This window comes from Actinosynnema sp. NPDC059797 (assembly GCF_042732085.1).
Classification (GTDB): Bacteria; Actinomycetota; Actinomycetes; order Mycobacteriales; family Pseudonocardiaceae; genus Actinosynnema.
In genome coordinates this window covers 1-5,562 of record NZ_JBHWIE010000426.1, presented here as the reverse complement: position 1 = coordinate 5,562, position 5,562 = coordinate 1, and the positions used below count along the sequence as shown (strand labels likewise).

The following is a 5,562-nucleotide window of genomic DNA, read 5'->3' as shown; positions in this document are numbered from 1 at the left end:
GCCCGGCACCGAGCACAGCGTCGAGGGCTTCGTGCACGCGGGCGCGGTGCACGTCGCCGGCGTCACGGACAAGCGCACCCTGGACCCGTTCCGCATCGAACTGGCGCACCGGCACCCCAGCCTGCTGCCGCCCGCCGCGCTCGACCGCGTGCACGACGTCACCGCGCGCGTCGTGGCCGCGCTCGGCCTCGACGACTGCACCTTCCACCTGGAGTGCATGGTCGGCCCGGACGGGCGGGTGCGGCTGGTCGAGGTCGGCGCGCGCGGCGGCGGCGACTTCATCGCCTCGCACCTGGTCACCCTGGCCACCGGCCGGTCGTTCGCGGAGAACTCGGTGAGGGTGGCCACGGGTCGCCCGCCCCTGGCCGCCGCCGGCCTGCCGCTGGGCGCGTGCGTGCGCAAGCTGGTGACCGACCGGACCGGGGTGGTGGCCGCGTACGCCGGGCTGGACGACGCCGCACGCACGAGCGGGGTGCGCCACCTGGTGGTGGAGCGGCCGGTCGGCGCCCGGGTCGACCAGCCGCCCGTCGACTACAAGTCCTGCATCCTGGGCGCGGTCATCGCAGTCGGGGCCACCCCGCGCGAGGCGGAGGCCGCGGCCGAAGCAGCCGCCGAAGCGGTGGCCGTCACTGTGAAGACACGGGCGGACACCTTCCGTGAAGAAGCGGTAAGCTCAATGACGCTGAGTTAAGGCCTGGTAAATCCTGGGGGAGGCTGTCCACCTTGTTCGGCTTCAGTGTGCTCGGATCGCTGCGCGTCCATTCCGGTGACGAAGTGGTGCCCGTGCCGTCGAGACGTCAGCGCGTCGTCCTGGCGGTGCTGCTGCTCAATACCGGGCGAACCCAGCCGGTCGACCGGATAGCGGCTGCGGTGTGGCCTTCCGAAGGGCCGAAGAACCCCGAGAACCAAATCGCCATCTGCGTGCACGGTATTCGCCGCAAGTTCGCCGATCACGGTATGCCGGAAAGCCTCGTCCGGACCGATCCGGGCGGTTATTCGGCGGACGTCGCGCCCGACCGCGTCGACACGGGCCGGATCCTCGCCCTGACCGCGACCGCCGCCGAGCTGGACCGGGCGGGCCTGGCCGAGGAAGCCGTCCGCCGCTACCGCCAGGCCCTGGCCCTGTGGCGCGGCCCGCTGCTCCAGGGGCTCGACGTGCCCGCGCTCGCGCCCGAGTCCCGCTGGTGGGCGGAGAAGCGCGTCGACGTGGTGGAGCAGCTGGCCCGCCTGGAACTCGCCCTGGGCAGGTCGCGGGACGTCCTGCCCGACCTGACCGCGCTCGTCGCCGAGCACCCGCTCCGCGAGAACCTCCAGCGCCTGCTCATCACCGCGCTCTACCACAGCGGGCGCCGCGCCGACGCCCTGCACGCCTACTTCGTCGCGCAGCGGGACCTGCGGGCGGGCGCGGGCATCGACCCGTCGTCCGAGCTGCGGCGGCTGCACCGCGACATCCTCAACGACGTCACCCCGAACGTACTGGCCGTCGCCTGACGGGGCGGGCGCCGGACGCGGTCCACCGTGGACTGTCCTCTGTGGGCGGCGAACGGGTGTCCCGGGGTGATCGACCGGTTCGCCGGCGCGCCGGTGCGGAGCAACTGCCGACCGCCGTCCCCGGTGGAGCCGACCCGGTCCGGCGACCGGGTCCGCCATGCTGGTCGCCATGATCGGAGATGGCGGGTGGTCCACCCTCGGTTGGCACGGCTGGGCGGACCTCGACGAGGTGCGGGCGCTGCTGGAGGCGGGCGCGGACCCGAACGCGGGCGGGCGATACCAGGGGCCGCCGCTGCACGTGGCGGCCGAGCGCGGTTCCGCCGAGGTGGTGGCCGAACTCGCGCGGCGGGTGGGCGACGTGGACGCGTGGTGGGGCGGGCGCACCGCGCTCTGGCGCGCGGTGGCGGCGAACCGGCCGGACAACGCCCGCGCGCTGGCGGAGGCGGGCGCGGCCCCCTGGCGGGACATGATGTCGGGCTGGCCGCCGGGCCGGCTGAGCCTGGCCGGACCCGCACCGGACCTGTTCGCGCCCCGGGACCGGCTGACCCCCGAGGAGGCCGCGGCGGTGGAGGAGAGCCGGCGGTTGATCGCCGCGGTCGGCGACGGGGACCGGGAGGGCATCGGGGTCGCGTGCGTCGCGGGCGTGGACGCCGCCGAGGCGGTGCGCAGGCTCGACGCCGAGGTCGTCGAGGGCGACACCGGGCTGATGTGGGCCAGGTGGCAGCAGGACCCGAACGGCTCGGAGGTCATCCGCACGATGGGGGTCACCGACGTGCCCGGCGGGTGCGTGGTGGCCCAGCCGTGGGCCTACGGGCCGAGCACGCCCGGGGTGACGAAGGCGCTGTCGGCGGGCACGACCTGCTACGGCATGTACGCGAACCCCAAGAGCGGCAACCAGGGCAGCATCACCCGCGACGGCGAGGTGGTCGGCTGGGACCTGCACCCCGGCGGCGGCCCGGACGAGCACGACGGGCACGACGAGGTGCTGCTGTCCTACCTGTACCAGTACCGGGCGCTCGCGTACTGCTTCGCCCGCGTGGGGCTGGCGCCGGTCGACGACCGCGCGGTCAGCGGGCCGCCGGACGCGTGGGTGCGGCTGCCCGAGCGCGACTACTGGGCCTGACGGACGCGCGGGCCTGACGAACGCGGAACCCCGGCGCACCTCGGGTCGAGGAGGCGCCGGGATTCCGCGTCCGATCACCGGTTGGCGTCGACCAGGTCCTCGTCCCGAGGTCGGGGAGCGGTGTCCTCCAGGGCCGCGCCCTCGACGTCCAGGACGGGCAGCCACCGCAGCCACTTGGGCAGCCACCACGCCTTCTCGCCCAGCAGCGCCAGGGCGGCCGGGACGATGACCATGCGGACCACGAAGGCGTCCACCAGGATGCCGATCGCGAGGGCGAAGGCGATGGACTTGATCGGGCCCTCGCCCGCCGGGACGAAGCCGGCGAACACCGAGAACATGATCAGCGCGGCGGCCACGACCACGGGCGCGGCCTGGCGGAAGCCGGTGGTGATGGAGTCGCGCGGCGACCGGCCGCGGTGGTGCGCCTCGTGCATCCGGGACACCAGGAAGATCTGGTAGTCCATGGCCAGGCCGAACAGGATGCCGACCATCAGGATCGGCGTCAGGCTCAGCAGCGGGCCGGTGCCGTCGAGGTTGACCGCGTCGGCCAGCCAGCCCCACTGGAACACCGCCACCGTCGCGCCGAGCGAGGCGCCGATGGTGAGCAGGAAGCCCAGCACGCCCACGAGCGGGACCAGGATCGACCGGAACACCAGGACCAGCAGGATCAGGGCCAGGCCGACGACCAGGGCCAGGTAGATCGGCATGGCCTCGTCGAGGGCGACCGCGACGTCCACGCTGACCGCGGTGGTGCCGGTGACGTAGGTCGTCGCGCCGTCGACGCCGGCCAGGTGGGCGCGCAGGTCGTCCACCAGGCGCTCGGTGGCCTCGGTGGCGGGCCCGGACTCGGGGATGACGGTGAGCATCGCGGCGGAGCCGTCGGCGTTGGGCGTCGGCGGCGTGACCAGGGCGACGTCGTCGATGCCCTGGATGCCCTGGAGGGTCCCGGCGGCGGTCTGCGCCGCGTTGTCGCCCTCGAACAGCACGACCAGCGGGCCGTTGAAGCCCTCGCCGAAGCCGTCGGCGAGCAGCCGGTCCGCGCGTTCCTGGGAGGAGCCGGCGGGCGGCGCCATGACCAGGGTGGTCTGCATGGAGGTGACGGGCACCGCGATGACGCCCAGGCCGATGACCGCGAGCAGCAGCGTGGCGACCCGGTTGCGGGTCACGCCGCCGACCCAGCCGCGGAAGAAACCGCGGTCCCGGGCGTCCTCGGGGGTGTCGCCGCCCCCGGTGGCCGGCGCCGGCCCGGTGCGCTGCTTGCGGGGCAGCGCGCGCCTGCCGAGGTAGCTCAGCACCGCCGGCACGAGAGTGACCGCGACCAGCACGGCGACGATGATCGTCAGCGCGGCGGCCACGCCCATCTGGGTCAGGAACGGGATGCCGACCACGGTCAGGCCGGCCAGGGCGATGACCACGGTCAGGCCGGCGGTGACGACCGCGGAGCCCGCCGTGCCCACTGCGGTGCCGATGGCGTCGCCGACGTCCTTGCCCTCGCGCAGCTCCTGCCGGTAGCGGGTGATGATGAACAGCGCGTAGTCGATGCCCACGGCCAGGCCCAGCATCGCGGCCAGGATCGGGGTGGTGGACTGGAGGTCCATGAAACCGGTGGCGATGGTGATGCCCAGCGCGCCGATGCCCACGCCGACCGCGGCGGTGAGCAGGTTCATCCCCGCCACCACCAGCGAGCCGTAGGTCAGGGCCAGGATCAGCAGGGCGACCACGACGCCGATGACCTCCGCCGCGCCGCCGATGTGCGGCGGCGCCTGGACGGCCTCACCGGTGACCTCGGCGGTCAGCCCGCCGGCACGGGCGCCCTCGACGGCGTCGGTCAGCGCGGTGCGCTGCTCCTCGGTCACCTCGCCGGCCTTGGCCTCGTAGGTCACCGTGCTGTAGGCGGTGTCCTGCCCGGCGTTCACGGCCGGGGCCTGCGGGTCGAGCGGGTTGCTCGCCGAGGTCACGCCGGGCAGCGTGCCCAGCTCCTGCACCAGCCCGGCGACGCGCTGGGCGTTCTCCGGGGTGGTCAGCTGCTGACCGTCCGGGGCCTTGACCACCACGCGGGCGGTCGCGCCGCCCTGGGAGCCGAACTCCTCCTTGATCTTGTCAAGGGCGGTGGTGGACTCCTGGCCGGGGATGGAGAAGGAGTTGGCCGTCGCCCCGGACAGGGTCACCGCGCCGACGGCGGTGCCGGCGAGCACCAGCAGCCACAACAGGACGACGACCAGTCGGCGCCGGTGCGCGCCGAAGCCGAGTCGGTAGAGCAGGCGTGCCATGGGGGATCAAGCCTCCACCTGGGAGAGGTCGGACGGGGAAGGGGAGGGAGAGCGGTGGCCGAGGGCGTCGAGGCAGGTCGTGACGATGTGGGGCCGCCAGCCGGTCTTGTCGCCGTCGCGGTTGGCGGACAGGCTGAGCACGGCCAGGGCGGCGAGCATCCCGACGACGCGGACCAGCCGCTCGGTGTCGCCGGAGTCGGGGGTGACCCCGAACACGTCGAAGACGAGCCGGTCGACGCCCGCCAGCCCGTTGTCCTCGTCGTCGGCCTCGTCGGTGCCGAGCGTGTTGATCGCCCGGGACGCCAGCGCCACCAGGCCGGGCCGTTCGAGGGCGACGTCGACCAGCAGCTCGACGGCCCGCCGGTCGCGCGCCGGGCCGTCCGGCAGCCGCGACACCTGGTCCAGCACGTGCTGGCTCTGCGTGCGGCCCATCTCCATCGCGGCCTCGAACAGGGCTTCCTTGCTGGGGAAGTGGTGCAGCAGCCCGGCCTTGGACAGGCCGACGGCGTCGGCGAGGTCCTTCAGCGACGTGTGGGCGAACCCGTGCCGCGCGAACAGGCCCGCCGCGCGGTCGAGGATCCGCTCGTCGACGTACCGGCGGGTCAGTCGTGCCATGGTTCCGACGGTACCCACCCACCTACCGGTTCGGTCGGTCGACCGCCCGAACCGGTAGGTGGG

General features: G+C 74.0%; 5 protein-coding genes. 3 read left to right on the top strand and 2 right to left on the bottom strand.

What is annotated here, in order from left to right; translation table 11 throughout:
• The 3 genes from ACFV4N_RS38980 to ACFV4N_RS38970 form a co-directional block, all read left to right on the top strand.
• Positions 1–691, top strand: a 691-nt coding sequence (locus tag ACFV4N_RS38980; protein WP_499677706.1) for an ATP-grasp domain-containing protein, incomplete at its 5' end; no start/stop codon positions are given.
• 266 nt (positions 692–957) lie between these two features.
• The gene (locus tag ACFV4N_RS38975) at positions 958–1,491 is read left to right on the top strand and encodes an AfsR/SARP family transcriptional regulator (protein ID WP_499677705.1); all 534 of its coding nucleotides are present in this window, start codon (positions 958–960) and stop codon (positions 1,489–1,491) included.
• 169 nt (positions 1,492–1,660) lie between these two features.
• Complete coding sequence (locus tag ACFV4N_RS38970) at positions 1,661–2,614, top strand: ankyrin repeat domain-containing protein (protein WP_499677704.1); 954 nt, start codon at positions 1,661–1,663, stop codon at positions 2,612–2,614.
• 74 nt (positions 2,615–2,688) lie between these two features.
• Here ACFV4N_RS38970 and ACFV4N_RS38965 read toward each other — a convergent pair whose 3' ends face one another.
• Together ACFV4N_RS38965 and ACFV4N_RS38960 are read right to left on the bottom strand one after the other, a co-directional pair.
• On the bottom strand, positions 2,689–4,884 hold the full coding sequence (locus ACFV4N_RS38965; protein WP_499677703.1) for an MMPL family transporter: 2,196 nt from the start codon (positions 4,882–4,884) through the stop codon (positions 2,689–2,691).
• Positions 4,885–4,890: 6 nt separating this feature from the next.
• Positions 4,891–5,499: a TetR/AcrR family transcriptional regulator gene (locus ACFV4N_RS38960; protein WP_499677702.1), complete on the bottom strand. Its 609-nt coding sequence runs from the start codon at positions 5,497–5,499 to the stop codon at positions 4,891–4,893.
• Positions 5,500–5,562 lie beyond the last annotated feature (63 nt).

Bases quoted from the DNA above. Each gene is read 5' to 3' on its own strand.
- ACFV4N_RS38975 (WP_499677705.1), top strand. From the start codon at position 958: ATGCCGGAAAGCCTCGTCCGGACCGATCCGGGCGGTTATTCGGCGGAC.
- ACFV4N_RS38970 (WP_499677704.1), top strand. From the start codon at position 1,661: ATGATCGGAGATGGCGGGTGGTCCACCCTCGGTTGGCACGGCTGGGCG.
- ACFV4N_RS38965 (WP_499677703.1), bottom strand. From the start codon at position 4,884: ATGGCACGCCTGCTCTACCGACTCGGCTTCGGCGCGCACCGGCGCCGA.
- ACFV4N_RS38960 (WP_499677702.1), bottom strand. From the start codon at position 5,499: ATGGCACGACTGACCCGCCGGTACGTCGACGAGCGGATCCTCGACCGC.